The sequence below is a fragment of the Rhizobium sp. NZLR8 genome (genome assembly GCF_019685025.1).
Taxonomy (GTDB): Bacteria; Pseudomonadota; Alphaproteobacteria; order Rhizobiales; family Rhizobiaceae; genus Rhizobium.
The window spans coordinates 452,177-478,058 of the sequence record NZ_JABDVY010000002.1; the positions used below are offsets into that span (position 1 = coordinate 452,177).

The following is a 25,882-nucleotide window of genomic DNA, read 5'->3' on the forward strand; positions in this document are numbered from 1 at the left end:
CATGAAAGCCTCTTTTGTCTCGTCATCGGCGATGCAGAACGTCCTGCGTCTGACCATCAGCCAGTCCCAAACCAAGCTGCAGCAGGCCTCGACGGAGGCGACGACCGGAACCTACGCCGATATCGGCGTCTCCCTTGGCGCCGGCGCCGCGAAAACGATCAATCTGACCAGCGCCATCGACCAGGCCGCCTCGTTCCAGTCAAGTAATGCCGTCGTCGGATTGCGCATGGACGCATCGCAGACCGCCCTTTCGAGCCTCAAGGATGCCGGCGATAGCCTGGTCTCGAACCTGACAGCGCTCCAGGCGAGCCAGGATACGACCAGCATCGCCGTTGCCCTGCAGACGGCGGGCGCCACGATTTCTCAGCTGATCTCGACGGCGAACACCGAGGTGAATGGCGAGTTCCTGTTTGGCGGAACGAACCTCGATAGCCAGCCTCTGACCGATCAGTCCTCTACGGTCTCGGATGCGATCGTGACCGCGCTGGGCGATTATGCAACCGGCCTTGGAAAAGACGTCAACGATCTGACCGGCGAGGAAATCGGCACTTTCATCACCGATACCGTCGAGCCGATGTTTTCCGAAAGCGCCTGGACGGACGCTTCGGGAGGCTGGTCGACCGCTTCCAGCACCGACATGACAAGCCGGATCAGCGGCTCGGAAACCATCACCTCGTCCACCAACGCCAATTCCGAAGGCATGCGTTATCTGGCGCTTGCCTCCGTCGTCGCCTCCGCGCTCTTCGGCCAGGATCTCAGCGCCGACGCACAGAGCACGGTGGCATCGAAGGCGATCGGTTATGCCGCGCAGGCGACTTCAGGCATCGTGACGCAGCAAAGCCAGCTCGGCCTCTCGCAAGAACGGGTCGAAAAGGCAAATGACGCGCTCGATGCCCAGTCGAGCCTGCTTCAGGGAAACCTCGTCGATCTCCAGGGCGTGGATGCCTATGAGGCTTCGACGCTCGTCAACCAGCTGCAGACGCAACTGGAAACGGCCTACACGCTCGTCTCAAAACTCCAGGGCCTGAGCCTGGTCAACTATCTCTGACGGATTGAAAATGCGGGAATTCAAGCGGCTGCAAATACCGGCCTTAACGAGAGAGCCCAACACGAGCTGCTCCGAAATCGTGGCTGAGGCCGCCTTTGCGCTTGCCTCAGGCATCATCAATACGATCCCTTTCGTCGGCAGCAAGCTCGACGAGCAACAGGCCCAGGCGTGGCCGCGATCGGGGATTTTCACCGACGACGGTGTAGAGATGACGGGAACGCCCCCCGAAATCTTCGAGCTTTGCGAGCTCCTGGCCTCCTACATCGAGAAAGGCTCGTCATTCGACGTCTTCGAGGTTTTCCACAAGATTGCTCGAATCGACCGGTTGATCGATTGGCGCCAGGGCGCCTTGCTGTCCCCCGAGTCGGAGAACACAAGACATTGATAGAATAAGAAAAATACCTTCAGGAAGGCGTCGCGATCGTGCGCGCGCCGCCAGGGAGCATGGCAAGGACCGGGCTTGCTTGTCGCCTGTGCGTTGCGGCAGTGTGGACTTTGCCATAGGGAAGACCAAGGACGATTGTCGAAGTCTGCCGGCAATGGTCTTTCACAGGCCGAGTGTTTCTTGATGTCAAAGCCGCGCGCGAAGCTTCCGTTCTCCGAAGAGACCTTGCAGGCCATGCTGGTCCGCGTGCTCCGCCCGCTGGTCAAACTCGCTCTCGCCTCCGGCTTCAACTTCACCGCTTTTTCGGTCGTCCTTCGCCGGCTTTATATCGAGGTGGCGGAGAAGGAATTCGCGCTGCCGAACAAGCAGCAGACGGATAGCCGCATCTCGCTGCTGACAGGCATCCACCGCAAGGACGTCAACCGGCTGCGCGGACTGGCGCTTGATCCATCGTTCCTGACCGTGGGCGTTTCGCAGACGAGCCGCATCCTTGCGCGGTGGCTTGCCGATCCGCTTTATTGCGATGCCGAGGACAGGCCGAGCACTTTGCCCCGGACGTCCAGCGATGGTGTTCCCTCATTCGAGAGCCTGGTCAGCGACATCACCAAAGACGTCCATCCCCGCTCCATCCTCGACGACTGGCTGGACAAGGGCATCGTCGTTGTCGACGACAACGGCTGGGTCCGGCTCAACCTTTCATCGATCGTGCCCAATGCCGGCGACGAAGCCCGCCGGCATTATTTTACCCGCAACCTTCGTGACCATGTGCAGGCGTCGGTCATGAACCTGATGAACGACCCTCCTCCCTATTTCGAACGTGCCGTTCATTATGATGGGATGTCGCCAGCGCTCGCCGCCCGGCTCGACGAAATCGCGCGCGAGGAAGGGATGGCGATGCTTCTCAAGCTCAACAAGATCGCCCATCAGGCCATCAAGGACGATCCGGGCGGCAGCAGCCGCTGGATCTCGGGCCTCTACGTCATGACCGAGGAGCGTGAGCCGGATCCTCAGGCAGACGCCGCTTCCGAGACGGAGGCGGACGAATGAGCCCGTCAACGATCTCGAGACGACAGTTTCTGCTGGGCGGAATTGCGCTTCAGGTCCTGATACCTGCGATGACAGCCGCGCAGCCGACCGGCACCAGCGATCATGGAATCGGCGGGTCCGGTCTTTCCATTCAGGGAGGCGGCGAGAACGAAGATCACGGCATCGGCGGAACCGGCATCGTCGGGACCATCCAGGGTTTCGGCAGCATTATCGTCAACGATATCCACATACCGTTCAGCGCCACGACGCCGATCGAGATCGATGGACGACGCGTTCCCGCCAGCGCGATGAAGGTCGGTCATGTCGCCCGGGTGCTGCTCACAGGCAAGCGCGCCGCCCGCATTACGATCGTCAGCGAGGTCCAGGGCCGCATCGACCGGATTGATAAGACCGGGATAAGAATACTTTCGCAAACCGTCGACGCATCAGGTTTGGCGACGAAGGGCCTGCGGAAAGGCAAGCGGGTTGCCGTGTTCGGTATCCGCAAACCTGACGGCACGATCATTGCCCGGCGCATCGAGCCCCGCTCCGTTTCCGATGGCGTCCATGTCCGTGGTGTCCTCGTCAAGAGCGGCAATCACGTCCTGATCGGCGGCCTTTCGCTTGGAAGCACGCATGGGTATCTGGCCGGCAAACAAACACTCGTGCGTCTGAAGGCGGTTGCCGATCGATTGATCGTCACTCGTATTCAGGCCGAACCTGTCGTGCCGGGCCTGAAACGCGGTACCGTCAACATCGAGACCTTCCGGCCGGGGGACAGAGGCATGGCGGGTTCTGGACCTGGAGGTTCGGCGCCTTCCGGGTCGATGCAACTCTCCCCCGATGGTCATGGCTTCGTCGATATCGGCGTGCGGGATTCGAGCAGAATGACTGGCTTTCCCGGACCTGGTCCCAATGGCGTTGGTCCGCGCCCGCCGAATGGTCCCGGGAACGGACCGGGGCCCGATCACTCGCCTTTCGGCAGAGGCGGGCCGGGCGGCGATTTTCCCGATCCGGGCAGGCGAGGTCCGCCACCCGGCCCTGGCGGCCCGCCTCCCGGCTCGGGGCCCCCCGGGTCGCCGCCCCCCGATCCGGTTCCGCACTGAAAACGCTGTCACCCACATTGACAAATGGGAAATATTCCCATTTTATTGCTCCTGCGAATCCTGCTTTGGGTGATTCCGGGAAGGGTTTGCCGATTGGCTAACGGGTCCGCCCCATACCCGCCAATCGTTTCAAACGCTTTTTAAGTCGAACCGTATTCCCGCGTAGTTGCAGAGATGGCCCACCGCGGACCCGATGGCGCCATCCGAACCAAGTCATCTTCGCCCAAGAGGAATCAGAAATTGCTTTTGCTGGAACGCGAACCGGATATTTCGATCGAGATGGACGAACCAACCGTCGTTGCAACCTGGGAAAACCGCGCGCAAATCATCGGCATAATGAACAGCGCGCTCCAGATGAGCCAAGAATTCCAACAGCTTTGGAACAGCAGCGGCGAAACCGGCCGGCTCAGCCAGGACGATACAGATAGATTGGTCGAGCTGCTGCGCAAGATCGGCGACCTCAACGAAATGCTGATGCGATTGGCCTAAATTCTCACCGGAACGACCCAATCCAGAATTTAGACCTCTATGCCCTTGTGAATCTCGCGGCTTCCATCGACGACTGCTTCGAGATCGAGATCCGCCCCGCTTTGCGGTGAAAGGCGGGCATAGACGGACATGGCTGGCTCTGGCCCGACTTGACAGATCTCATAGTGTTCGAGAGCCCGCTCGACAATCTCGGCGACTGAACGATTTTCGCGGCGGGCAAGCCGTCGCGCAAGATCACGCGCCTTTGCACTCCGTACGGCAAGCTGAGGTTCGGTCATACTGATCTCCTTTCTGATAAATATGACGCTCAGCATCCCGGCCAGTGAGTTGACGGATAATAGCTTACTACCAAAGTGGCCGTTGTTTGCCATCACCCCAATTTTGGACGGTTGCACCGGCCTTTCACAGGTGAGCCAACCCCCTGCCAACGAAAGAATTAACCATATCTCAGCGTTCTTGCGAAATAATGCTGCACGTAGATCAGGCGTCTCGAAGAAGAGAGGCCATAAGTTATTTGGAGACGGTCTTGGCCTTTACTATTGCGCGCAGTTTGGTGGCGTTTGGCGTCGCCGTTTCGGCCGGCCTCTTCATGTCGATCGGATTGCAGCAATCGGCGCTCGAACGGCTGAAGGTCAATGGCCCGGTTTACGAACAGGTCGTTTACGGAAAGGATCTGATCGCCGATATTCTGCCGCCGCCGCTGTTTGTCGTCGAGTCCTACATGCTCTCCTTCGAGGCGAGCAAATTTCCCGAACTGACCGATACCAATCTGGCCAAGATCGCGAATCTCAAGGCTGCTTACGACGATCGCCGCGCCTATTGGAAAACCACCCGGCTGCCGCAGGCTTTGAAGGACGAGCTTGAAAACGATGTCATCGCCAAGGGCGATGTATTCTGGGACGTGATGAACCGCGAGATCATTCCCGCCCTGACCGCCAAGGATGAAGACAAGGCGCATGGTGCGATCGAGCAATTGCGCGTCGCCTTTCATTCGCATCAGGATGCGGTCGAGAAACTTGTCGCAAATTCCGATGCCTTCCTGAAGGGCGAGGAGCGCAATGCCGCCTCGGAAATCGTCACCTGGACGATCTATGCGGGTGCCGCGGGCTTCGGCTCATTCGGCCTGTTGCTGGTGGGTCTCTATCTCTTGCGTCGCCGGGCAATCGTGCCGCTCGACGGTATGAAAGCCTATATGGGCAACCTCGCAGACGGCGATTATTCGACAGACGTTCCCTATGCCAGCCGCTCCGACGAAATCGGCGCCATGTCCAAGGCCGTGGCCGTCTTCCGCCGCAACGCGCTGGAACGCGAGGGCGCGCAGAAGCGCGAGACGGCGCTTCGCGATGCGGAATTTGAACGCGAACGCAGCCAGATGGCCGAAAAAGCCGCCGACGAGCAGATCCGCGAAATGGTGATCGATCAGCTGACGTACGGCTTGGACCAGCTATCACACGGCAATCTCGATTGCCGGATCGCCACACCCTTCGCCGCCGCCTACGAGACTTTGCGCGCCAAGTTCAACGACAGCATGGACGCACTTTGCGCCTCGATGGCCGAGATCGCCCTGACCTCCAGGCAAGTGGGCAGTTCCTCGGACGGCATTACGGGCGCAACCGAGAGTCTCGCGTCGCGCACGGAACAGCAGGCCGCGATGCTCGAACAGGCCACGGCTGCGCTCGATGAGATGAACGTCAAGGCGAAAGACGCCGCCGAGCATGCCGGCAAGGCAACCGGCATGATGGCCGAGACCCGCACCAGCGCCGAACATTCGGCCGCCGTCGTTCGCGAAGCGATCGCCGCCATGGAAAGGATCGAAGGTTCGTCGTCGCAGATCGGCGACATCGTCAACGTCATCGATGAAATCGCCTTCCAGACCAATCTTCTGGCGCTCAATGCCGGGGTCGAAGCCGCCCGTGCTGGCGAAGCGGGCAAGGGTTTTGCCGTCGTGGCGCAGGAAGTGCGCGAACTCGCCATGCGCTCGGCCAACGCCGCCAAGGAGATCAGGGCTCTGATTTCCACATCCTCGGCTCAGGTTTCCAGCGGGGTGCAGCTTGTCAACCGCACTGGCAAGGCGCTTCTGGAAATTGAAGGACAGGTCGAGCAGGTCGCCGGCCTGATTGCCCGCATCGTTTCGGTGTCCTCCGAACAGGCGGTGGCGATCGGCGAGATCAACGCCTCCGTCAATGCTCTGGATGAAGTGACGCAACGCAACGCGGCCATGGCCGTCGAAACCGCCTCGGCCTGTCGAGCCCTCGGCACTCAGACGCAGACGCTGGAAGGGGTCGTCAACCGCTTCCAGGTTGATGCGAGAGCCAGCGCGTCAAGACCGCAGAAAGCGGCTTGACGTATGAGCTGCCGCCGGAACTCCGTTCACCTCAGCCTGTAACGATCGCCACGACGGCAACGCAATCGCCTGGTTTGACCAGCCCCGGGAAATGCCGGGCACAGAGAATGCCGCTCATTCCGGCGCGGATCTCGCGGGGCGCCACCCCGGTCCGCCCGGTCGGATGGATGCGCGCAATGACGGCATCGTCAGTGACTGCGTCACCGAGATCGATGACAGGTTCGATCAGTCCCCCTTCCTCCGCGAAGGAGAAGCAGCGGCCGTCCGGCATGTCGAGCCAAGTCGTCGGACCGGCATCGACAGCGCCCGCGACGATCCCCGCGTGGCGCAAAACGTTCATCGTGCCGCGCTTGGCAATCGCCGCACTTTTGGCCGTCGCGGTACCGCCACCGCCGAGTTCCGTGGTGATGAAGACCTTGCCCATCTCCTCGGCCGCGGTGTCGTACATGCCGACCGCATCGATCTCCAGCATCTTCATCGAATAGGGCGCGGCAAAGGCAGTCACGAAGTCGAAAGCCTGCGCCTCCTGCTGCTTGTTCGGCAGGATATGGGCTGCGCAGAACGGCAGAAAATCGAGCGTCTTGCCGCCGGAATGGAAGTCGAGAACGATATCCGCCATCGGCAGAAGCACACGCTGGAAATAATCGGCGATCTTCTCCGTCACCGTGCCGTCCGGCCGGCCCGGAAAGCTGCGGTTCATGTTGCCTTTGTCGATCGGCGAGGTCCTGGTTCCCGTCTGAAACGCCGGATAATTCATGGCCGGCACGATGATAACCGTGCCCTTCACCGCCTCGGCCTTCAGCGTGCGGGCAAGATCAAAGAGCGCGATCGGTCCTTCATACTCGTCGCCGTGATTGCCGCCGGTCAGAAGGGCCGTTGGCCCCTTGCCGTTCCGGATGACGGTTATCGGGATCATCACCGACCCCCAGGCGGAATCGTCACGGCTGTAAGGCAGCCGCAGGAAGCCGTGCTGGACACCCTCGGCGGCGAAATCCACCGTCGCGCTGATCGGCGACGGTCGCAAGCCAATCTCGTTCATGACAGCCTCAATCCTTGACCATCAGTCTGCGCGGCACGTTGGCGAAGCATTCGACGCCGCTCTCGGTGATGAGGATGCTCTCGGTCGTCTCGAAACCCATGTCGTCGAGCCAGAGGCCGGTCATGAAGTGGAAGGTCATGCCGGGCTTCAGCTCCGTCCGGTCGCCCGGCCGCAGGCTCATGGTGCGTTCGCCCCAGTCCGGCGGATAGGATAGGCCGATCGGGTAACCGGTTCGGTTGTCCTTGACGATGCCGTATTTTTTCAGGACCGCGAAGAATGCATTGGCGATGTCCTCGCAGGTGTTTCCGGGTTTCGCGACCGCAAGACCGGCCTCCATGCCTTCCAGCGTCGCTTTTTCGGCATCGAGAAAGGCCTGCGTCGGCTTGCCGAGGAAGACGGTGCGTGACAGCGGCAGATGATAGCGATTGTAGCAGCCGGCAATCTCGAAGAAGGTGCCCTCGCCCTTTTTCAACGGCCGGTCGTCCCAGGTCAGATGCGGAGCAGATGCTTCGACGCCGGACGGCAGCAGCGGTACGATCGCCGGATAATCGCCGCCGATGCCGTCGACGCCGCGGGTGCCGGCGTCATAGATTTCCGCGACCAGATCGCATTTGCGCATGCCGACTTCGATCTTGTCGAAGATGCGCGCGTGCATGGCTTCGACGATCCGGGCGGCATTGCGCATGTATTTGATCTCGGTCTCGCTCTTGATCGCCCGCTGCCAGTTGACCAGCGCGGTCGCGTCGACGAAGCGGGCGTTCGGCAGGTGCTTCTGCAGGGCCGCAAAGGCTGCCGCCGAGAACCAGTAATTGTCCATCTCGACGCCGATCGTCAGCTTGCCGAAGCCGCGTTCGGTCAGGATCCCGCAGAGGACGTCCATCGGATGACGTTCGGTCGACTGCACATAGTGATCGGGATAGCCGACGATGTTGTCATGCTTCAGATAGGCGGTGAACTTGGCGCCGTTGGCATCCTGGCCGCGGCCGAACCAGATTGGTTCGCCCTGCGGTGGCACGATCACCGCCTGGTGCACATAAAAGGACCAGCCGTCATAGCCGGTCAGCCAGGCCATGTTCGACGGGTCACTGACGATCAGGAGGTCTACGCCCTTCGCCTCCATGGCGCGCCGTGTCTTTTCCAGCCGCGCGGCATATTCGCCGAGCGAAAACTTCAAATTGGGCTGGGTCATGTTTCTTCCCTTCTCCGGCGAATGCCGGTCAGCTTTCGAATGGGGTCCCGGCATTCGCCGCGCCGGCGCGGGCAAAAGCGAGCGTGGCGATGGCGGTATCCTGAATGCCGGTTCCCGTGAGGTCGGCGATGGTGATCTGGTGGTCGCTCGTCCGTCCTTGCGCCTGGCCGGCAACGATCTGGCCGAGTTCGGCGAAGACTTCTTCCATCGCGACCAGGCCGGCATCGATTGCGTGGTGCAGCTCGCCCAGACACCGCGTCTGTTTCAGGCTGTCGGCGACATAGAGGCCGGCGCCGGCGATGGCGGCCGGATCGATCTCGTTCTTGTGTTCCGCATCCGAGCCCATGGCCGTCAGATGCTGTCCGGGTTCCAGCCACCCGGCCTCAATGATCGGGCTTTCCGCGGGTGTGGTGGTGACGATGAGGTCGGCGCCGCCGATTGCACCCCTGGGGTCCAATGTCACGGTGACGGGAAAACCGAGCTTTCCCGCGAGTTCGGCTGCCGCGGCTTGCGCTTTGGTGGCATCCCGCGCCCAAATCCTGGCTTCGCGGATCGGCCGCACCAGCGTCAGCGCTTCGAGCTGCAGCCGCGCCTGAACGCCTGCTCCGAAGATGGCGGCTACGGAGGCATTTTCCCGCGACAGATGTTTTGCCGCGACGGCGCCGGCTGCGGCGGTGCGCACATCGGTCAGATAGCCACTGTCCAGCAGCAGCGCCTGCACCAGGCCCGTTCGGCTCGACAGCAGCACCATCATACCGTTGGTGCTCGGCAGGCCGATCTTCGGATTGTCGAAGAAGCCGGGGCTGATCTTGATTGCGAAACCTTCGATGCCGGGCACATAGGCGGTCTTCACATCGACTTCGCCGCGATATTCCGGAATGTCGAGCCGCAGGATCGGCGGCATGGCGACGGTCTTGGTGGCAAGCGCTGCGAAAGCTTGCTCGATGCAGGCGACCGCATCGCGATCGAGCGCGATGATCTTCCGCAATTCTGCTTCCGTCAGAATGATCATCCGGCTCATGGCCCACCCTCCCCGAAGATTGCCGTCTCGCCGTTGATCACCCGGCGGTGCTGTTCCATGTCGACATTCCGCCCGGACAGGATCGCGACGACGGGACCGCGGGAGCTGATCTTTCCCGCAAGCAGCGCTGCGATGCCGACGGCGCCCGCGCCTTCGATGATCTCGCGTTCGCTGAAATAGGCGTGGCGCATGCCGGCAGCGATTTCCGTTTCCGTCAGCAGGATGACGCCGTCGAGAAGTTCGCGGCACATCGCGAAGGTCACGCGATTGTCGAGGCCAATGCCGCCGCCGAGCGAGTCGGCAAGGCTCGGCACCTCCTCGACCTGCACCGGCCGCCCGGCATCGAGGCTCGCCTTCATCGCCGCACCCCGCTCCATCGTCAGGCCGATCACCTTGGTCTTCGGACTGACGCCTTTGATGGCGGCGGCAACGCCCGCCGCCAAGCCGCCGCCCGAGAGCGGTACCAGCACAGTCGCGGCGTCCGGCAAGGCATCGATGATTTCGAGCCCCAGCGTCCCCTGGCCTGCGACAACAACCGGATGATCGAAGGGCGGAACCATCACCAGCCCCTCCTCGCGGACCAGCCGGTCGACCTCCTGCTGCGCCTCGTCCTGTGATCGTCCGACGATGCGCACATCGGCACCGAGGCGGCGGATTTCTAAAATCTTGTTCTCCGACACCAACCGCGACATGCAGATGGTTGCGACAGCACCTTGCGCCTTCGCCGCATGGGCAAGCGCCCGGCCATGATTTCCGGTCGAGGCTGCAACGACGCCGCGCAAGCGTTGCTCCGGCGACAGGGACAGCACCGCATTGGTCGCACCGCGCAACTTGAAACTGCCGGTCGTCTGATAATGTTCGAGCTTCAGCCAGATGGGAGTGCCGGCGATCTCGCCGAGCGATGCCGACTGCACGATCGGTGTGGCGAGCACCCGGCCCGTAATGTGCCGCGCCGCCGCACGAATGTCCTCCAGCGTAACAGACAAAGCGCTCACCATGATCTCAGCCTTCGCGATAAGGCTTGGTCATCAGCTGACCGAGTTCGGGCCGCGGCCGATCATCGCCGCAAAGCCTGAGGCAAGCCCAGGCCGTCGCGAGATTGCTGGTGACCACGGGTTTGCCGGTCTCGACTTCGATCCGGGCGGCGACCTGAGCGGCGCGCAGGGCCGTGCAGGAGATGAACAGCGCATCGGATTGCGGCGCCAGCACCTGGCGCGCGAAAGCGGCAATTTCATCCGGCGCGATCCGCGCCATTTCGCGATCATCCGTCAGGCCGAGACAGGTGAAGCGGTCGATCGTAAAACCGAGATCCGCGAAATAATCCGCCATCGGCCGGCTGGTCTCGATCGTATAGGGCGTCAGCATCGAAATCCGCCTGGCGCCGAGCGCCTTCAGACCCTTCACCGCCGCAGCCGTCGGCGTCACCACGGGAACGCCGGGTTTGGACGCGTGGATCGCCGCTTCGATGTTGCGGTCGCCGATGACGACAGAGGCGGAGGTGCAGGAATACATGACGGCATCGAGCGCCTCATCCGGCAGGATCAGGGCTGCGCCTTGCGTCAGCGACGGCTGCATCTTCAGGAGGTTTTCCGGTGTGACCGGATTGGCGTAGTGGATGCGGCTGACATAGACGCCGATGCGATCGCTGGCGACCATGCGCTGAAAGTCCACCTCCGTCGTGTGGTCCGTCGCCAGAATGACCAGGCCGATGCGCTTTTCGAGCGGCCGATCGTCCAGTCGCGGCAGCCGGCCGGCCGGGATGATTTCGATCTTTGCGGGCATGGTCAATCATCCATCCTGGCGTAACGTTCCTCGAGCCAGCGCAAGCCCACGACCGAAATCAGGCTGATGACGAGGAAGAATACGCCGACCAGCGTCATCGGCTCGATGTAGCGGTAGTTGCTGTTGGCGATGCTCTTTGCCTGGTTCATCAGTTCGAGCACGGTGATCGCCGAAAGCAGCGGCGTCTCCTTGAACATGGCGATGAAATAATTGGCGAGTGCCGGGATCATCGGCGGGATCGCCTGCGGCAGGACCACGTGGATCCAGGCCTGGCGCGTCGTCAGATTGGTGGCCTTGGCCGCTTCCCATTGTCCGCGCGGCACATTCTCGATGCCGGCGCGATAGACCTCGGCAGTATAGGTTGCATAATGAATGCCCATACCGATGACGCCGGCGACCAACGGCGCCAGCCGGATGCCGATATCCGGCAGCACGTAGAAGATGAAGTAGAGCTGCACCAGCAGCGGCGTGCCGCGGATAAATTCCGAGATGAAGCCGACCGTGCGCGACACGGCGGCGACCGGTGACCGCCGCGCAATGGCAAGACCCAGGCCGACAACCATGGCAACGGCAGCGCCGAGGATGGTCGCAAGAAGAGTGATCTTGAACCCTTCGAGAAGGGTCGGCATGATTTGCCAGACGAAGTCCCAATCCCATTCCATCCGATCAGGTCCTTATGCCGTCGAGGCTGCGCGCCATCCGCCGTTCCAGCCAGCGCATCGCCGCCGAAATCGCCAAGGCCATGAGGAAATAGAGAATGAGGATCGTCGCGAAGGGCACCAGCGTATTGCCGGTCTGCGCCCGCACCACCTGCGCCTGAAAGGTCATATCCGTCAGCGAGATCAGCGATACGACTGCCGTGCCCTTCAGAAGCTCGATTGCGTTGTTGCAGAAGGTCGGCAGCATCAGCGGCAGCGCCTGCGGCAGGATGACGTGGCGCATGCGCTGGTATCGTGACAGGTTGAGCGCAACGCAGGCTTCCGACTGTTCGCGCCCGACGGCCTTGACGGCACCGCGTACCACTTCCGCCGCATAGGCGCCGACGTTCAAGCCGAGCGCCAGGACACCCGCCTGCAGCGGCGTGAGTGTCAGGCCGGCAAAAGGCAGCACAAAATAGACCCAGAAGAGCTGGACGAAGATCGAGGTGCCACGGAAGAACTCGATGTAGGCGGTTGCCAGAGCCCGCACGGCTAAGAAGCGCGACAGACGGCCGAGGCCCGCCAGGAAGGCCATGACAAGCGCCAGCGCAGATCCCATGATCGTCAGCTGGAGCGTCACCAGGGCGCCATCAAGGATCAGTGTCAGATAGCCGGACCATACCGACATCGGCAACTCACTTCTCTGGAGATCGTTCGGGGATAAGCCGGCCGTGCCCAAGGCACGGCCAGCTGCTCGCCTCGATTACTTCGCCGCGGCGCAGAGCTTGTCGCGGCTTGTCGACATCGCCGCCTTGGCCGAGAAGCCGTAGGGCTCGATGATCTTGGCGAATTCGCCCGATTCCTTCAGCTTCTTAAGCTCGACGTCAAAGGCGTCGCGCAGTGCGACGTCCTGCTTGCGGAAGGCGGCGCCATCGCAATAGACCGGCGCATTGACAACGGGAGCGACGGTTTCGAGATTGGGATCATTCGCCTTGGCCATCAGGTCGTGGATCGACAGAACCGGCAGCGAATAGACGTCGATGCGGCCATCCTGCAGCATCTTGATGCCGCTCTGGCCATCCGGAACGACGATGACACGGTCGCGCGGCACGCCGGCCTCAAGCGCCAGCTTCTCCTCGGTGCCGCCGCCCGGCGCGCCGATCTTGGCGTCCGGATTGTCGGCGATGTCCTTGTAGCTCGTCAGCTTCAGCGGGTTGCCCTTCTTCAGAGCGAAGGCCTCGGCGTCGCAGAGGATCGGCTCGGAATAAGCAACGGCATTGCAACGCTCCGGCTTCATGAACAGCCCCGCCGTAATCGCGTCATGACGACCGGCCTGCAGGCCGGGGATCATCGCGCCATATTCCGAGATCGAAGCCACCACTTCCTTGACGCCGAGTTTTTCGAAGATCGCGCGCGCCACATCGGGCGCGGCGCCCGACACTTTGCCATCGGCGCCGACGGCCGTAAACGGCGGCTCGTTGGCGATGGCGATACGGGCAAAGCCCTGCTCCTTCAGCTGCTCGAGCTTGTCATCGGCGGCGGATGCCGGGCCGGCCGCCGCCATCAGCAGCACCGACAGGCTGGCGGCGGTCAAAAGATATCCTGCTTTCATCGTTCCCAACTCCTCTGGCTTTCCTTGAGTTTGTTCTTTGCGGGCAATGTCTGTGGTCAGACGCGGTGCCCCGCCGCAATGATCTTGCGTAGGAAGGTCTGCGTCCTCTCCTGCGTCGGATTGCGAAAGATATCGCCCGGCTTGCCTTCCTCGACGATCTTGCCGCGATCGAAGAACAGCACACGGTCGGCGAAATCATGGGCGAAGCCCATTTCATGGGTGACGAGAAGCATGGTCATGTCGGTTTCGGACGCCAGCCGGCGCATGACGTTCAGCACCTCCTCGACCAGTTCCGGGTCAAGCGCCGAGGTCACCTCGTCAAACAGCATGATCTTCGGCGACAGCGCCAGCGCCCGGGCAATGGCGACGCGCTGCTTCTGCCCGCCGGAAAGCTGCGCCGGGACGCTTCTCGCCTTGTCGGCCAGGCCGACCATGTCGAGAAGCTCCATTGCCCGCTTTTCGGCCTGCGGCCGTTTGATGCCCTTCGTCAGCATCGGCGCCAAGGTCACATTGTCGAGCACGCATTTGTGCGGAAAGAGATTGAAGTGCTGGAAAACCATGCCGATCTTTTCGCGCATGCGATGCAGGTGCCGCTCATTGGCTGCCACCAACCCGTTGCTATCAGGCATGTGATAGAGCTGTTCGCCATCGACCTCGATATGGCCGCCGCTGATCGTCTCCAGCGTCATCAGGATGCGCAGGATCGTCGTCTTGCCGGAGCCGGACGGCCCGATCAGCGCCAGCTTTTCGCCCGGCATGACATTCATCGACAGGCCGTCGAGCACGGTCAGCGGGCCGTATCTCTTAACGATGTTGTCGATGCGGATGATGGGCTGAGGCATTCATGTCTCTCCCTGTTGAGACAAGCAATGCCCTAACGATGACGGCCGATCAAAATCATGTCAATTCGTAAAATAATATCATGACAATTATTCTGCGTGTGCTCAAACGCACGGCAACGGCTTAAATCGCAAGCAGCAGCTCTTCCGGATTTCCCTGCGCCAGTGAGGCGACGATACCAAGCCCGGTGCGCAATTCGTCTTCCGTCGTCGAACCCAGCGAAATGCGCACGGCCGGCGTCCAGCCCTGATCGGCGGTGCGGAACGATTTGCCAGGCGCGATCGCTACGCCGCGCAGCCTTGCTTGCGAGACAAACCCGTCTTCCTCATGGTTGCCGGAGAGCGGCAGCCAAACGTGCAGGCTTTGCGGATGCGCCCGGTAGGACAAACCGGCCAGCATCTCCGCCGCAATCGCATGCCGGCTGGCAAGGGCGCGACGCTGCCAGTTGACGAGTTCCATCGCCGTGCCGTCGCTGACCCAGCGGGTAGCAATCTCGGCCATGGCAGGTGTAGCCATCCAGCTGGAAACGAGATGCCGGTTGGCGACGGCGGCGACATAGCGGTCGGGTGCGACGAGGTAGCCGATCCGCAGCCCCGGAACGGTGATCTTGGTGAAGCTCGTGACGTAGAGCGTCCGCTCCGGCGCAAAGGCGGCCATCGGCGGCGCGCGGTTTTCGACCATCGGACCGAGAACATCGTTTTCGATGATCGCGATGTCATGCTTTGCGGCGACGGCGGCGAGCGCCTGCCGGCGCTCCGCGCTCATCAGCGCCGCCATCGGATTGATCACCGAGGGCTGCAGGAAAATTGCCCGGATCGGCCCCGTGCGACAGGCTTCATCAAGCGCCTCGGGGATCATGCCCTGCTCATCGATCGCCAGCCCTTCGAGGTGCAGGCCGAGATAGCCGCAGAGCGGCACGAGCGTATGGTGACTGACCGCCTCTGTCGCGATGGTCGAGCCGGGCGGCGCGACGCTCATCAGCGCCACCGTCATGCCCGAGGTCGCGCCGTTCGTCACGCTGATATTCAGCGGCGACACGTCCAGTCCGCAGCGCGCCAGCCATTCGGTGGCAACGGCGCGGTGGCGCGGAAAGACCATGTTCGGCCGGAACGACAGGGCCGAGCTGGAGGGCAGGTTTTCCGAAAGCCAGCCGAAGGCCTGGCGCAGCCTTTCCAGATGGATCTGCTCGCAGACCGGCTTCAGGATCGACAGATCAATCACCTCGCCCAACCGTTCCGGCAGATAAGGCGGCTCCGGCTCGCGCGGCCTGGTCTGGACGAAGCTGCCGCGTCCGATCTCGCCGGAGATCAGCCCCCGGCGGCTGAGCTCGTCATAGGCGCGGCTGACCGTCTGCACCGAAAGATGCAGGTCATCCGCCAGTTTGCGGTGCGGCGGCAATTGCGTGCCGTCAAAGAGCTTGCCGTCGGTAATCGCGTTGGCGATCTGCTCGGCAAGCGAGAGATAGGCCGGCCTGCGGAGTTGCGAGGGATCGGGGCGCCACTTTGTCATGATTTCAACACTGCTGAAAATCAGTTCAATTGACAATGCCAAAATGCGCTTCCATTGTCTTTTCGCTGCGTTTGAAATGATTTCATTCTAAAGAAAGCACCATGAAGCTCGACGCCATCGACCTGCGCATTCTCGACGCCGTCCAGCGCGACGGCCGCATCACCAAGCTGGCGCTGGCCGATAAGGCCGGACTGTCGCCGACGCCGTGCTGGATGCGGCTGCGCAAGCTCGAAAAGGCAGGCATCATCACCGGCTACCACGCCCGCGTCGCGCCGCGGCGCATCGCCCCGGTCGCCAGCGTGATGATGGAGGTGACGCTCGCCAACCATCGTCAGGCGGATTTCGAACGCTTCGAGCGCGCCGTCGCCGCAATCGCGGAGATCGTCGCCTGCTGGTCGGTCGGCGGTGGCGTCGATTATATCCTAAAGATCATCGCCCCCGATATCGACGCCTATCAGCGGCTGGTCGACGGGCTTCTCGACCGCGAACTCGGCATCGACCGCTATTTCACCTACATCGTCACCAAAACGGTGAAGGAGGAAACAGTGCTTCCGGTGTCTTCCTTCGCCGCCATCGGCGATGAACAAAGCGCGCGCTAGAGCGCCGCGCGTCCAAAAGGACGCGCTGAGGACGCTCTAACACCTTTAACTGACGCATAATCCTTTCCGAAAATCGATTTTCGGGGTTATGCGCTAGCCAATCTCTCTGTTAAGGCGCCATCCTTTAGACCATCTCTCTCTTTTCGCCTCCGCCAACAGACAATCTCTCGTCCGCTCCCATGGAAGACTTCATGTCACCGCAAAGGAGATTGGACATGACCGCCGTTTTTGCCCGCCCCGCCTATCATGACGCGCTGTCGCGGCTTTCCGACCGTCATCTCCTGCGCGATCTTGCCTATGTCGGCGGCCGATGGATCGCCGGCACGACGGGCAAAAGTTTCGAAGTTACCGATCCGGCTTCCTCGGGGACGCTGGCCTGGGTTGCGAGCCTCGGCGCGGAGGAGACGGTAGCGGCGATCGATGCAGCATCGGAGGCCTTTGCCGCCTGGCGCGCGATGCTGCCGCAGAACCGCGCGGCGATCCTGCGCAACTGGCACGCGCTGATGCTCACCGCCAAGGAGGATCTGGCGCTGATCATGACGCTCGAACAGGGCAAACCGCTGGCGGAATCGCGCGGCGAGATCGATTACGCCGCCTCCTTCGTCGAATGGTATGCCGAGGAAGGCAAGCGGCTGAACGCCGAGAGCGTCACCAGCCACCTGCCCGGCGCCGAAATGATCGTCCGGCGCGAGGCGCTCGGCGTCGTCGGCATCGTCACGCCGTGGAATTTCCCCGCTGCAATGATCACCCGAAAGGCAGCCGCCGCGCTCGCCGCCGGCTGCACGGTCGTCGCCCATCCCTCCTCAGAGACACCGCTTTCGGCGCTTGCCCTTGCCGAGCTCGGCGAACGGGCAGGCATTCCGGCCGGCGTCTTCAACGTCGTCACCGGCAATGCCGCGACCATCGTCGGACGCATGTGTGCCGACACCCGCCTGCGCGCCATCAGCTTCACCGGCTCGACCGGGATCGGGCGGTTGATCGCTGCCCAATGTGCGCCGACCCTGAAGCGGCTGGTAATGGAACTCGGCGGCCACGCTCCGCTGATCGTCTTCGATGACGCCGATATCGCCAAGGCGGTCGAGATCGCCGTCACCGCCAAGTTTGCCACATCGGGCCAGGATTGCCTTGCCGCCAACCGGATCTTCGTCCAGCGGCGGATCGCTGACGACTTCGCCAAAGCCTTTGCCGCCCGCATCGCCGAGCTGAAGGTCGGCGCCGGGCTCGAGGATGGCGCCGAGATCGGGCCGCTGATGCATGAACGCGCCGTCGTCAAGGTCGAGGAACAGGTCGCCGACGCGCTGGCGCTCGGTGCCCGGCTCGTCACCGGCGGCAGGCGCCACAAGGCCGGCCGGCTGTTCTACGAGCCGACGCTTTTGACGAATGTGTCGGCGAATGCGCTGATCATGCGCGAGGAGACTTTTGGGCCTGTGGCGGCCGTGACCACCTTCGACACCGAAGACGAGGTCATCGCCCGCGCCAATGATACCGAATACGGCCTCGTCGCCTATATCGTCACGGAGAACGGCGCCCGCCAGATGCGCCTCGGGCGCGCACTGGAATATGGCATGGTGGCAGTCAACCGCGTGAAGATCACCGGCGGCCCCATACCCTTCGGCGGCTGGAAGCAGTCCGGCCTCGGCCGCGAGGGTTCCCGCCATGGGCTCGAAGCCTTCACCGAGCTTAAATATCTCTGCATCGACACGGCGGCCTAAGGCTCTTTGTTTTAATGCATGTCGTTGTCCCGGAACCGCTGCACACTTCCGAGCGACATGCATTAAGCCGCTCCATTTCAAGAAGAGGATAAAACATGCTTGAGAAAAGCAACGAACTCGCAGCCTGGGACCGCGATCACTTCTTCCATCCCTCGACGCATATGGGCATGCATGCGCGCGGCGAGACGCCGACCCGCGTCGTCGCCGGCGGCGAAGGCGTCTACATCATCGACACGACGGGACGGAAAAGTCTCGACGCCTTTGCCGGCCTCTATTGCGTCAATGTCGGCTATGGCCGCCAGAAGATCGCCGACGCGATCGCCGAACAAGCAAAGAACCTTGCCTATTACCATGCCTATGTCGGCCACGGCACCGAGGCCTCGATTACGCTTTCGAAGATGATCATCGACCGCGCGCCTGATGGCATGAGCCGCGTCTATTTCGGTCTCTCGGGTTCCGATGCCAACGAAACCAACATCAAGCTCATCTGGTATTACAACAACATCCTCGGCAGGCCCGACAAGAAGAAGATCATCTCGCGCTGGCGCGGTTATCACGGCTCCGGTGTCATGACCGGCAGCCTCACCGGCCTGGCACTCTTCCATAATGCCTTTGACCTGCCGCGCACACCGGTGCTGCACACCGAAGCACCCTATTACTTCCGCCGCCCCGACCGGTCGATGGACGAGGAGCAGTTCTCGCAATATTGCGCCGACAAACTCGAGGAGATGATCCTCGCCGAAGGCCCGGACACCGTCGCCGCCTTCATCGGCGAACCCATTCTCGGTACCGGCGGCATCGTGCCACCGCCGAAGGGCTACTGGCAGAAGATCCAGGCCGTGCTCGACAAATATGACATCCTGCTCGTCGCCGACGAAGTCGTCACCGGCTTCGGCCGTCTTGGCACGATGTTCGGCTCGGATCATTACGGCATGAAGCCGGACCTGATCACCATCGCCAAGGGCCTGACCTCGGCCTACGCTCCTCTTTCCGGCACGATCGTTTCGGAGAAGATGTGGCAGGTGTTGGTCCAGGGCTCCGACCAGATGGGGGCGATCGGTCACGGCTGGACCTATTCCGCCCATCCGATCTGCGCCGCCGCCGGCATTGCCAATCTCGAACTGATCGACGAATTCGGCATCGTCGAGAATGCCGGCACGACGGGCGCCTATTTCCGCTCGGAATTGCAGAAGGCGGTGGGCAGCCACCGCAACGTCGGCGAAGTCCGCGGCGACGGTCTGATGGCGGCGGTCGAATTCGTCGAGGACAGGGATGATCGCAAATTCTTCGATGCCAGCCGCAAGATCGGCCCGCAGGTCGCCACTGCTCTTCTCGAACGCGGCGTCATCGGCCGCGCGATGCCGCAGGGCGATATCCTCGGCTTCGCCCCGCCGCTCTGCCTGACGCGCGAAGAGGCCGACATCGTGGTCAAGGCGGCGGCGGACGCGATCGACACCGTCTTTAAGAACATCTGAGGGAGACGATCAACATGACGATCACCGAAAAGATGGCGGCCGTATTGCTGACCGGCCATGGCGGCCTGGAGAAGCTCGCCTATCAGAGGAACGTGCCCGTCCCGAGGCCGGCGGACGGCGAGGTTCTGATCCTCGTCACGGCTTGCGGCATGAACAATACCGACGTCTGGGTTCGGCAAGGCGCCTACGGCACCGAGGACGATCCGTCCGCCGTCTCCACATGGCGAAGGCAGGGCAACACGCTGACATTTCCGCGTATTCAGGGCACCGATACGGTCGGCCATATCGTCGGCGTCGGCGCCGGCGTCGATCCGGCCCGCATCGGCCAACGCGTCATGGTCGATTTCTCGATCTACAACCGCGACGACGACAGCCTCGCCGATATCGATTACATGGGCCATGGCCGCGACGGCGGATATGCCGAATATATGGCACTGCCGGCCGAGAACGCTCATGTCGTCGCAACCGATCTGACCGACATTGAACTCGCCACCTTCTGCTGCGCCTATCTGACCGGCGAGCGCATGCTGGAACGGGCAAGGCTTGCCGCCGGCGAACGAGTCCTCGTGACCGGTGCCTCGGGCGGCGTCGGCTCGGCAATCATTCAGCTCGCACGTGCCCGCGGCGCCATCCCGATCGCAGTCGCTGGTCCCGGCAAGGAGGCGGCGATGCTCGATATCGGCGCCGAGGCAGTCGTGACCCGCGGCAAGGGCGATCTGGTCGAAGCCGTCCATTCGGCCAGCCGTGGCCAGCCGATCGATGTCGTCGCCGATCTTGTCGGCGGGCCGCTGTTCAACGACCTCTTGAAGATCCTGCGTCCCGAAGGTCGCTATACGACGGCCGGCGCCATCGCCGGCCCGGTGGTCCAGCTCGACTTGCGGACGATGTATCTGAAGCAGCTGGAACTGCATGGCTCAAGCCAGGGAAGCCGCGCCGACTTCCGCCGGATCGTCGGCTATATCGAAAGCCGGAAAATCCGGCCCCTCGTCGGCGGCGTCTATGCGCTGTCGGAATTCCACCGCGCCCAGACCGATTTCATGGCAAAGAACTTCGTCGGCAAATTGGTCGTGGTTCCCGACGGAAGATAAGATCGAGATCTCCGATCACGCCGCAGACGAACCTTATTGAGTTTGCGGCGTTTCACGGCCATGGAAAATCTTTGCGGTCGCATCGGAACTTCGCTGCTTCGGAAAATCCACTTCGCGCCGGGCGGTCGCTGATGCCGACGGGCAGCACGACATACCTCACCTCTGCCGAACTCGGACGGATTCGGCGCGCCGTCGGCATAGCCCGTCTGATGGATACCGCAGTCAGATTGCCGGTCATCGGCGTGCGGATTGGTGCGGACTCGGTCCTCGGCCTCCTCCCGGCCATCGGCGACGTTGCCGGATCGCTGATCGGTCTGTTCATCATCGACGAGGCAAGGCGGCTCGGTCTTCCCGCCCACAAGCTCGCCCGCATGGGCGTCAATCTCGGCGTCGACGCCGCCTGCGGCACGGTCCCGCTGATCGGCGATATCTTCGATGTCTATTTCAAGTCTCACCGCCGCAACGTCGGCATCATCCTCGACCACTTTGGCGTGAGCGAAGACGAGCTAAACCGGCGAACCTGACGAAACCAATCGTCCCGGGATTGTATCACGTCCGAGCAACCTTCCCCGCCAGGAACGCCAGAGCCGCAGCACCGATTAGGCCCGAGTTCTGATCCAGTGCTGCCAGCATCACCTTGACATCCTTGAATGCCGGCATTGCCCACTGGCTGATATAGGCTTGAATGCCCGGTTGCAGCCGGTCGAATTCGTGGGAAAGCCCTCCCCCCATGACGATGATATCGGGACTGAAGATATGGATCAGGCTGGTGAAGCCGCGGCCGAGAATTTCCGCTTCCTCATCGATCAGCTGATTGGCGAGACGATCGCCATTTCTGGCTGCCGCAAAAACGCTGCGGCTGTCGATGGCGCCGCCGTTGCTGCCTAACGTCGTCTCGTGGCTTTCCATCGCCCGCATTTGCGCGCGCCGCGCAAAAGCCGGTCCGGATCCATAGGCCTCGAAACAGCCCCTGTTGCCGCAAGGGCAAAGCTCTCCGTTCGGCACGACCGACATGTGGCCGACATGCGCCGCCATGCCCTTGCGGCCGCGCACGACGCGGCCGTCCGAGATAACGCCACCGCCGATCCCGGTGCTCACCGTGACATAGACGAGGTTATCAAGCCCCTTGCCGATACCGAATTGCCACTCGCCGATCGCCGCGGCAATAGCATCGTTTTCGAGGTCGACCGGGAACGGAAACCGCTTCTGCAACTCCGCCTTCAGCGGAAAATCGACGAAGCCCGAGAGGGTCGGAATGTCAGTCGCGACACCGGCGACCGTATCGAGCGGGCCCGGAGCGGATACGCCGACGCCGACCACCGAAGCGGGGTTCGATGCTGCAAGCAGTCTATCGGCCAGGCCGCAAATCTGGACGAGCACCCGGTCGGGGCCGGCCAGCGCATCCGTTGGTTCGGCTAAGCGCGCCAGGATCCTGCCCTGCTCATCGACAAGGGCGGCCCGCACCTGCGTTCCGCCGAGGTCTATACCAATGGCAACCTGCTGCATGTGAAGACCAAAAGTTAGAGTGCGCGGACCCATGCCATCCGCTCTTCGAGCGATGGCGCATTGAAAGCCAGGGAACCGAGAACCACCGTTTCCGCACCCGACTGGCGCAGGAGAGGCACAGTGTGCTCGCGAATACCGCCATCGGCCGCAAGCACGATTCGATCGGCCGCGCCGCAGCCGGCGATGATCTGCTTTGCCTGTTGAAGCCGGGCGCCGGCCTTTTCGTCGAGGCCCTGGCCCTTGACGCCGATCGCCGTGCCAAGCAGCGTCACAAAACGCAGCCTGGAAGCGTATTTTTCGATCCGCTCGACGGGGGTATCGACCTTGAGGACCATTCCGGCTGCAATACCGCGGCGATCGAGAAGATCGAGAGCCTCGTCGGCGACGCTTTCGTTTTCGACATGAAGGCTGATCAGATCGCTGCCGGCATCGGCGAACTGCTCGATCTGCGACAGGATGATACTGTCCGCAACCATCAGATGAACGTGGATCGGGTGCGTGGAAACTTTGCGCACACCGGCGACGAGATCGGGGAAAAACAACATTGCCGGCGCGAAATGCCCATCGGCGACATCGATGTGGAGGATGTCGACGTGAGGATCGACACGCGCGAGATCATCGGCGAGACGCATCAGATCGGCCGACCAGACGGAGAATTCGGCAATCAATCGATCCTTCGGAAGATCGGCGATCCAGGTTTTTTCGGGGGTAGGCATTGTTTCAGAGCTCCTTCAGAAAATTACCGACGGCAAGCCGAAAGTCGGCGACGTATTGCGGACGGCTCTCAGTTTTCGGCGTGATCTGTACGAAACGCGCGCCGGCAATCCGCGCGGCAAGAGCACGCGCGTAGGAGAGAGGATGAATGCTATCGTGATCATGGCCGATGACGAGCGTCGGCAAGGCGAGATTTCGAACGTCCGCGTCGGTCACATCAGGGCCGCCATTTGAGATCCTGGTCAGCAGTTCGGCGGTCACGTCCAGAGGCGTGCGGGAGAAAAAACCGGCAAGCGAGGCGAGATTGTCCGGGGCCTCGGCGGCGAGCCGGACTCCGACAGGACCGGCAAGAAATGCCTGCTTTGCCTCATCCGGCGGCAGAGTTTTTAGAAGCCGCCCGACTTCGGCATTGGGCGCCATATTGTCCGGCGCCGAAGCCGTCAGCCAGGCCGGCCTTGCAATGATCAGAGCGTTGACAAGATCGGGCCGCTTGACCGCGAGACGCAAGGCGATCGCAGCACCCATCGAGATGCCGCCAATCACGACCGGCACCGCAAGGTTTTTCTCGATATAAGCGGCGATATCATCGCAGAAGGTCGAAATCGACAACTGCTCCAGATTGCCGGCTCGAGAACGGCCGTGACCGCGGGCTTCGACCGTAACCCGGCGATATCCGGTTTCGCGCGGAAAGACCTCATCCGTCTGCGCCGCATCGCCGCATAGGCCGTGCTGGAATATTGCCGACACGCCCTCGCCCGCCATGTCGACGTTGAGAATGGTCCCATCGTTGGTTTCGAATGATTGAGCCCGTCTCACCGTCCTCTCCCCGCGCCTTCGCCGTCGAGCGCACTCTTCAGGAAGGTCGCCGCACCCGCCGCCTCCGAGGCTGAGAGACCATGCGTGACAAGACTGCCGGAAAAGCCAATCGCCTTGAGGCAGCGAAGATAATGCGCATAGTCGAGGACGCCCTTGCCGGCGGTCGCGAAACTGCCGTCGGGATGGCGGTCTTTCGCATGCGCCATGACGATCCGATCGGCCAGAAGATCGATCGCGGAAGACACGATGCGCCGCTGATCGTCCAGCGTCGCAACCTCGAAAAGATTGGCCGGATCGAGCACGATCTTGATGCGAGGGCTCTTCAGCGCCGAGATCAGCCGATGGGCTTTCTCAGCCGAGTTGACCACATTGGCAAGCTCGGGCTCGATACCAAGATCCACATCGTAGCGCTCGGCGATTGTCACGGCCGCTTCCATGGCTTCGAGGAGATCGCGCCAAGCTGCCGGCGTGTCGTTGTCGGCATGCGCCTTCCATTGGTCGATGGAGTCGCGTGTGCCGGTGCAGAGCGTGATCAGGCCCGTTGACATGCCGACGCAACGCTCGGCCAATGTCGCCAATTTCCGAAGCCCGGCGTGGCGCAGGGCCGGATCGGGATGGATCATGTTGTAGGTGCCTGATATGGCGACGATCTCGACGCCGCTGCTACGCGCTGCCTCCGTGACCGAGCGCGCCTGGGCCTCGGTAATCGTCTCCGGCATTGGCGGCAGGCCCGAGCAGGCCATATTGTATTGTGCTGCGGTGAACCCGGCCTCCGCGACCGAATTGAGGACGATCGAGGGTTTCGTACCGTCGAAGGTCTTTGCGAAAATGCCGAGCTTCATCACACGCCACCCGTGACGTCAGCCAGCACAACCGCCTTGCCGCTTTCGACGGAACGCGCGACGGCGACCATCGCCCGTACGGAGGCCAGGCCATCATCAATGTCGGCGCCTTCCATCACTGCGCCATCCAGAATGGTGCGGGCGAAGCCTTCGACCTGACGGCGGTAGAAATGACCGTCGGCGCCGAGTACGCGATGGGTTGCGCCATCGGCTTCCCGGAAAATGTCGACCTCGCTTGTTTTGTAGTACCATGGGTTATAGGTCTTGCCCAAAATGCTGCCGTTCCTGCCGTAGATCTGGAAGCCTTCATGCCAGTCCATGCGCACCTGGACGGTGAGATCGAGGTGGCCGAGCGTGCCGGAGGCAAATTCCACGTCGACGAACCAGCACCAGATACCGGCTCGCTCGGACAGACGAGCGGCGACGGAAACGATATCGCCGGCGAAATACCGTGCCGTGTCGATCAGGTGGCAACCATGCGCAAGCATGTAGTAGTGGCGCAGGTCGGCTTTCGGATTGGCGGAGGGTTTTCGCGCATTGGCGCTGCTGACGATCAGGGGCTGGACTGCATCGGTCATCGGATAGCGATGGGTGCTGTCGCAATACCATGCTTTCAGAGCGACCATCTCACCCATCTCATCGCGGATGAAGGATTTCGCCGCCTGGAGCCCTGCGTCGAAACGCTTCATATGCCCGACTTGAAACACTTTTCCCGACCGATCGACCGCCGCCTTCAATTCAAGGCATTCCTCGACGGTGACACCGACGGGTTTCTCGCACAAGACATGCTTGCCGGCCTGAAGGGCGCGGATGGAGGCCGGGACGTGAAAAGCATCGGCGGTCGCGATGATCACGGCATCGAGGCCGGGATCGGCCAGCATCTTGTCGTAGTCGTCATAGGTTTTGCCGGCCCCATGAGTGATTGCCATACGCTGGCGAAGATCCTCGGCTACGTCGCAGATCGCATAGAGATCGGCATTGGCAGCCTTCGTGCAGCTCTCGAAGTGGGCCGCCTGGGCAATCTGGCCGGCTCCCAGTACGCCGATGCGGAGGCGTCGTTCCTGTTTTGCTGGCATCGATAAGCCCTTTGTCGGATGTTGAA

Annotated in this window: 27 protein-coding genes; 11 read left to right on the forward strand and 16 right to left on the reverse strand. The window is 62.1% G+C overall.

Features of this window, described 5'->3' with window-relative positions:
• Position 1: 1 nt before the first annotated feature.
• The 5 genes from HJB89_RS06195 to HJB89_RS06215 all read left to right on the forward strand — a co-directional run bounded on the left by HJB89_RS06195 (position 2) and on the right by HJB89_RS06215 (position 4,054).
• On the forward strand, positions 2–1,048 hold the full coding sequence (locus tag HJB89_RS06195) for a flagellar hook-associated family protein (protein WP_221149247.1): 1,047 nt from the start codon (positions 2–4) through the stop codon (positions 1,046–1,048).
• Positions 1,049–1,058: 10 nt separating this feature from the next.
• Positions 1,059–1,433 carry a hypothetical protein gene (locus tag HJB89_RS06200; protein ID WP_207584816.1) on the forward strand — a complete coding sequence of 125 codons (375 nt, stop codon included), beginning with the start codon at positions 1,059–1,061 and terminating at the stop codon, positions 1,431–1,433.
• 183 nt (positions 1,434–1,616) lie between these two features.
• The gene (locus HJB89_RS06205; RefSeq protein WP_207584815.1) at positions 1,617–2,480 is read left to right on the forward strand and encodes a DUF6502 family protein; all 864 of its coding nucleotides are present in this window, start codon (positions 1,617–1,619) and stop codon (positions 2,478–2,480) included.
• Positions 2,477–3,565, forward strand: a complete 1,089-nt coding sequence (locus HJB89_RS06210) for a DUF5666 domain-containing protein (RefSeq protein ID WP_207584814.1) — start codon at positions 2,477–2,479, stop codon at positions 3,563–3,565. The genes HJB89_RS06205 and HJB89_RS06210 overlap by 4 nt, the downstream gene beginning before the upstream one ends.
• 240 nt (positions 3,566–3,805) lie before the next feature.
• On the forward strand, positions 3,806–4,054 hold the full coding sequence (locus HJB89_RS06215; protein ID WP_207584813.1) for a hypothetical protein: 249 nt from the start codon (positions 3,806–3,808) through the stop codon (positions 4,052–4,054).
• Between the two features lie 29 nt (positions 4,055–4,083).
• On the opposite strand, the gene HJB89_RS06220 is transcribed toward HJB89_RS06215, so the two are convergent.
• A complete protein-coding gene (locus tag HJB89_RS06220) occupies positions 4,084–4,332 on the reverse strand; it encodes a plasmid stabilization protein (protein ID WP_207584812.1) in 249 nt (82 codons plus the stop codon).
• A gap of 248 nt (positions 4,333–4,580) precedes the next feature.
• On the opposite strand from HJB89_RS06220, the gene HJB89_RS06225 reads away from it, so the two are divergent.
• Positions 4,581–6,398, forward strand: a complete 1,818-nt coding sequence (locus HJB89_RS06225; RefSeq protein ID WP_207584811.1) for a methyl-accepting chemotaxis protein — start codon at positions 4,581–4,583, stop codon at positions 6,396–6,398.
• A 31-nt stretch (positions 6,399–6,429) separates the two neighbouring features.
• Here HJB89_RS06225 and doeB read toward each other — a convergent pair whose 3' ends face one another.
• The 10 genes from doeB to HJB89_RS06275 all read right to left on the reverse strand — a co-directional run bounded on the left by doeB (position 6,430) and on the right by HJB89_RS06275 (position 16,028).
• Positions 6,430–7,437 carry a N(2)-acetyl-L-2,4-diaminobutanoate deacetylase DoeB gene (gene doeB / locus HJB89_RS06230; protein WP_221149251.1) on the reverse strand — a complete coding sequence of 336 codons (1,008 nt, stop codon included), beginning with the start codon at positions 7,435–7,437 and terminating at the stop codon, positions 6,430–6,432.
• 7 nt (positions 7,438–7,444) lie between these two features.
• Entirely contained in the window at positions 7,445–8,626 is a 1,182-nt protein-coding gene (gene doeA, locus HJB89_RS06235) for an ectoine hydrolase DoeA (protein WP_207584809.1), read from the reverse strand.
• A gap of 28 nt (positions 8,627–8,654) precedes the next feature.
• Positions 8,655–9,647: an ectoine utilization protein EutC gene (gene eutC, locus HJB89_RS06240; protein ID WP_221149254.1), complete on the reverse strand. Its 993-nt coding sequence runs from the start codon at positions 9,645–9,647 to the stop codon at positions 8,655–8,657.
• On the reverse strand, positions 9,644–10,645 hold the full coding sequence (eutB, locus tag HJB89_RS06245) for a hydroxyectoine utilization dehydratase EutB (protein ID WP_221149256.1): 1,002 nt from the start codon (positions 10,643–10,645) through the stop codon (positions 9,644–9,646). Before eutB ends, eutC begins: the two co-directional genes overlap by 4 nt.
• 4 nt (positions 10,646–10,649) lie before the next feature.
• Entirely contained in the window at positions 10,650–11,429 is a 780-nt protein-coding gene (gene eutA, locus HJB89_RS06250; RefSeq protein WP_207585169.1) for an ectoine utilization protein EutA, read from the reverse strand.
• 2 nt (positions 11,430–11,431) lie between these two features.
• On the reverse strand, positions 11,432–12,091 hold the full coding sequence (gene ehuD / locus HJB89_RS06255) for an ectoine/hydroxyectoine ABC transporter permease subunit EhuD (RefSeq protein WP_207584806.1): 660 nt from the start codon (positions 12,089–12,091) through the stop codon (positions 11,432–11,434).
• Positions 12,092–12,095: 4 nt separating this feature from the next.
• Complete coding sequence (gene ehuC, locus HJB89_RS06260) at positions 12,096–12,755, reverse strand: ectoine/hydroxyectoine ABC transporter permease subunit EhuC (protein ID WP_207584805.1); 660 nt, start codon at positions 12,753–12,755, stop codon at positions 12,096–12,098.
• A 75-nt stretch (positions 12,756–12,830) separates the two neighbouring features.
• Positions 12,831–13,679, reverse strand: coding sequence for an ectoine/hydroxyectoine ABC transporter substrate-binding protein EhuB (gene ehuB / locus HJB89_RS06265; protein ID WP_207584804.1), 849 nt, complete (start codon positions 13,677–13,679; stop codon positions 12,831–12,833).
• Positions 13,680–13,735: 56 nt separating this feature from the next.
• Positions 13,736–14,521: an ectoine/hydroxyectoine ABC transporter ATP-binding protein EhuA gene (ehuA, locus tag HJB89_RS06270; RefSeq protein ID WP_207584803.1), complete on the reverse strand. Its 786-nt coding sequence runs from the start codon at positions 14,519–14,521 to the stop codon at positions 13,736–13,738.
• A gap of 121 nt (positions 14,522–14,642) precedes the next feature.
• Positions 14,643–16,028: a PLP-dependent aminotransferase family protein gene (locus HJB89_RS06275; protein ID WP_221149257.1), complete on the reverse strand. Its 1,386-nt coding sequence runs from the start codon at positions 16,026–16,028 to the stop codon at positions 14,643–14,645.
• 101 nt (positions 16,029–16,129) lie between these two features.
• Here HJB89_RS06275 and HJB89_RS06280 point away from each other — a divergent pair, with 101 nt between their 5' ends.
• The 5 genes from HJB89_RS06280 to HJB89_RS06300 all read left to right on the forward strand — a co-directional run bounded on the left by HJB89_RS06280 (position 16,130) and on the right by HJB89_RS06300 (position 21,426).
• The gene (locus HJB89_RS06280) at positions 16,130–16,627 is read left to right on the forward strand and encodes an Lrp/AsnC family transcriptional regulator (RefSeq protein WP_221149258.1); all 498 of its coding nucleotides are present in this window, start codon (positions 16,130–16,132) and stop codon (positions 16,625–16,627) included.
• 215 nt (positions 16,628–16,842) lie between these two features.
• Positions 16,843–18,339 (forward strand): NAD-dependent succinate-semialdehyde dehydrogenase, encoded by a 1,497-nt coding sequence (locus HJB89_RS06285; protein WP_221149259.1) that lies wholly within the window; start codon positions 16,843–16,845, stop codon positions 18,337–18,339.
• A 95-nt stretch (positions 18,340–18,434) separates the two neighbouring features.
• Positions 18,435–19,814, forward strand: a complete 1,380-nt coding sequence (locus HJB89_RS06290; RefSeq protein ID WP_221149260.1) for an aspartate aminotransferase family protein — start codon at positions 18,435–18,437, stop codon at positions 19,812–19,814.
• Between the two features lie 14 nt (positions 19,815–19,828).
• Positions 19,829–20,902, forward strand: a complete 1,074-nt coding sequence (locus HJB89_RS06295; RefSeq protein ID WP_221149263.1) for an alcohol dehydrogenase family protein — start codon at positions 19,829–19,831, stop codon at positions 20,900–20,902.
• 131 nt (positions 20,903–21,033) lie between these two features.
• A complete protein-coding gene (locus HJB89_RS06300; RefSeq protein ID WP_221149266.1) occupies positions 21,034–21,426 on the forward strand; it encodes a DUF4112 domain-containing protein in 393 nt (130 codons plus the stop codon).
• Between the two features lie 25 nt (positions 21,427–21,451).
• Here the strand turns inward: HJB89_RS06300 and HJB89_RS06305 are convergent, their stop codons facing one another.
• Genes HJB89_RS06305 through HJB89_RS06325 form a run of 5 tightly spaced genes read right to left on the reverse strand, consistent with a single transcriptional unit; the run spans position 21,452 to position 25,856 of the window.
• Positions 21,452–22,408, reverse strand: coding sequence for an ROK family protein (locus HJB89_RS06305; protein WP_221149267.1), 957 nt, complete (start codon positions 22,406–22,408; stop codon positions 21,452–21,454).
• Positions 22,409–22,422: 14 nt separating this feature from the next.
• The gene (locus HJB89_RS06310; protein ID WP_221149268.1) at positions 22,423–23,124 is read right to left on the reverse strand and encodes a ribulose-phosphate 3-epimerase; all 702 of its coding nucleotides are present in this window, start codon (positions 23,122–23,124) and stop codon (positions 22,423–22,425) included.
• 4 nt (positions 23,125–23,128) lie between these two features.
• Positions 23,129–23,938 (reverse strand): alpha/beta fold hydrolase, encoded by an 810-nt coding sequence (locus HJB89_RS06315; protein ID WP_221149270.1) that lies wholly within the window; start codon positions 23,936–23,938, stop codon positions 23,129–23,131.
• Positions 23,935–24,780 carry a sugar phosphate isomerase/epimerase gene (locus tag HJB89_RS06320; protein ID WP_221149272.1) on the reverse strand — a complete coding sequence of 282 codons (846 nt, stop codon included), beginning with the start codon at positions 24,778–24,780 and terminating at the stop codon, positions 23,935–23,937. Before HJB89_RS06320 ends, HJB89_RS06315 begins: the two co-directional genes overlap by 4 nt.
• Positions 24,780–25,856 (reverse strand): Gfo/Idh/MocA family protein, encoded by a 1,077-nt coding sequence (locus tag HJB89_RS06325; protein ID WP_221149280.1) that lies wholly within the window; start codon positions 25,854–25,856, stop codon positions 24,780–24,782. The genes HJB89_RS06320 and HJB89_RS06325 overlap by 1 nt, the downstream gene beginning before the upstream one ends.
• Positions 25,857–25,882: the final 26 nt, after the last annotated feature.

Excerpts from the sequence above, each read along its gene's own strand:
- HJB89_RS06195 (WP_221149247.1), top strand. The coding sequence starts at position 2 with ATGAAAGCCTCTTTTGTCTCGTCATCGGCGATGCAGAACGTCCTGCGT.
- HJB89_RS06200 (WP_207584816.1), top strand. The coding sequence starts at position 1,059 with ATGCGGGAATTCAAGCGGCTGCAAATACCGGCCTTAACGAGAGAGCCC.
- HJB89_RS06205 (WP_207584815.1), top strand. The coding sequence starts at position 1,617 with ATGTCAAAGCCGCGCGCGAAGCTTCCGTTCTCCGAAGAGACCTTGCAG.
- HJB89_RS06210 (WP_207584814.1), top strand. The coding sequence starts at position 2,477 with ATGAGCCCGTCAACGATCTCGAGACGACAGTTTCTGCTGGGCGGAATT.
- HJB89_RS06220 (WP_207584812.1), bottom strand. The coding sequence starts at position 4,332 with ATGACCGAACCTCAGCTTGCCGTACGGAGTGCAAAGGCGCGTGATCTT.
- doeB (WP_221149251.1), bottom strand. The coding sequence starts at position 7,437 with ATGAACGAGATTGGCTTGCGACCGTCGCCGATCAGCGCGACGGTGGAT.
- doeA (WP_207584809.1), bottom strand. The coding sequence starts at position 8,626 with ATGACCCAGCCCAATTTGAAGTTTTCGCTCGGCGAATATGCCGCGCGG.
- eutC (WP_221149254.1), bottom strand. The coding sequence starts at position 9,647 with ATGAGCCGGATGATCATTCTGACGGAAGCAGAATTGCGGAAGATCATC.
- eutB (WP_221149256.1), bottom strand. The coding sequence starts at position 10,645 with ATGGTGAGCGCTTTGTCTGTTACGCTGGAGGACATTCGTGCGGCGGCG.
- eutA (WP_207585169.1), bottom strand. The coding sequence starts at position 11,429 with ATGCCCGCAAAGATCGAAATCATCCCGGCCGGCCGGCTGCCGCGACTG.
- ehuD (WP_207584806.1), bottom strand. The coding sequence starts at position 12,091 with ATGGAATGGGATTGGGACTTCGTCTGGCAAATCATGCCGACCCTTCTC.
- ehuC (WP_207584805.1), bottom strand. The coding sequence starts at position 12,755 with ATGTCGGTATGGTCCGGCTATCTGACACTGATCCTTGATGGCGCCCTG.
- ehuB (WP_207584804.1), bottom strand. The coding sequence starts at position 13,679 with ATGAAAGCAGGATATCTTTTGACCGCCGCCAGCCTGTCGGTGCTGCTG.
- ehuA (WP_207584803.1), bottom strand. The coding sequence starts at position 14,521 with ATGCCTCAGCCCATCATCCGCATCGACAACATCGTTAAGAGATACGGC.
- HJB89_RS06275 (WP_221149257.1), bottom strand. The coding sequence starts at position 16,028 with ATGACAAAGTGGCGCCCCGATCCCTCGCAACTCCGCAGGCCGGCCTAT.
- HJB89_RS06280 (WP_221149258.1), top strand. The coding sequence starts at position 16,130 with ATGAAGCTCGACGCCATCGACCTGCGCATTCTCGACGCCGTCCAGCGC.
- HJB89_RS06285 (WP_221149259.1), top strand. The coding sequence starts at position 16,843 with ATGACCGCCGTTTTTGCCCGCCCCGCCTATCATGACGCGCTGTCGCGG.
- HJB89_RS06290 (WP_221149260.1), top strand. The coding sequence starts at position 18,435 with ATGCTTGAGAAAAGCAACGAACTCGCAGCCTGGGACCGCGATCACTTC.
- HJB89_RS06295 (WP_221149263.1), top strand. The coding sequence starts at position 19,829 with ATGACGATCACCGAAAAGATGGCGGCCGTATTGCTGACCGGCCATGGC.
- HJB89_RS06300 (WP_221149266.1), top strand. The coding sequence starts at position 21,034 with ATGCCGACGGGCAGCACGACATACCTCACCTCTGCCGAACTCGGACGG.
- HJB89_RS06305 (WP_221149267.1), bottom strand. The coding sequence starts at position 22,408 with ATGCAGCAGGTTGCCATTGGTATAGACCTCGGCGGAACGCAGGTGCGG.
- HJB89_RS06310 (WP_221149268.1), bottom strand. The coding sequence starts at position 23,124 with ATGCCTACCCCCGAAAAAACCTGGATCGCCGATCTTCCGAAGGATCGA.
- HJB89_RS06320 (WP_221149272.1), bottom strand. The coding sequence starts at position 24,780 with ATGAAGCTCGGCATTTTCGCAAAGACCTTCGACGGTACGAAACCCTCG.
- HJB89_RS06325 (WP_221149280.1), bottom strand. The coding sequence starts at position 25,856 with ATGCCAGCAAAACAGGAACGACGCCTCCGCATCGGCGTACTGGGAGCC.